Raw genomic sequence first — 431 nt, forward strand, 5'->3', positions numbered from 1 at the left:
GCGGCCAGCCCGGCGTCCTCGGCCATCGCCGCCAGCCGGGCATCGGGGAACTCCGGATCGAGCATGGCGTACGCGGCCCCGGCACGCAGCACGCCCAGCATGGCCACCGCCATCGGCAGACCCCGCTCCAAGAACACACCCACCACGTCACCGCGCCGCACACCAGCCGCCACCAACCGCCCCGCCAACCGGTCACCAGCCACATCAAGCTCGGCGTACGTCATCCGCACATCGCCGTCCACCAACGCGACCCGATCCGGACCAGCAGCAACCTGCCAGGCGAACGCCTCCGTCACCCGCACATCCGGCCCAGAAGAACCAGTCTCGTTGAAGACCTCCACCAACTCGCGACGCTGCCCGACCGTCAGCAACTCATGCCGACCGACCGGCACCCCCGGCTCCGCCACCAACACCGCAACCAACCGAGCGAA

1 protein-coding gene is annotated in these 431 nt (G+C 69.8%); it reads right to left on the bottom strand.

Translation table 11 applies throughout. The annotated features are described in order from the left end of the window. Positions 1 to 413: AMP-binding protein (locus ACFHW0_RS31815; RefSeq protein WP_416613325.1), on the bottom strand; the 413-nt coding region annotated here is incomplete at its 3' end. Between the last annotated feature and the right edge of the window lie 18 nt (positions 414 to 431).

Origin of the sequence: Micromonospora sp. LOL_025, from assembly GCF_048060285.1 — a bacterium.
In the GTDB taxonomy this organism is placed as follows: Bacteria; Actinomycetota; Actinomycetes; order Mycobacteriales; family Micromonosporaceae; genus Micromonospora.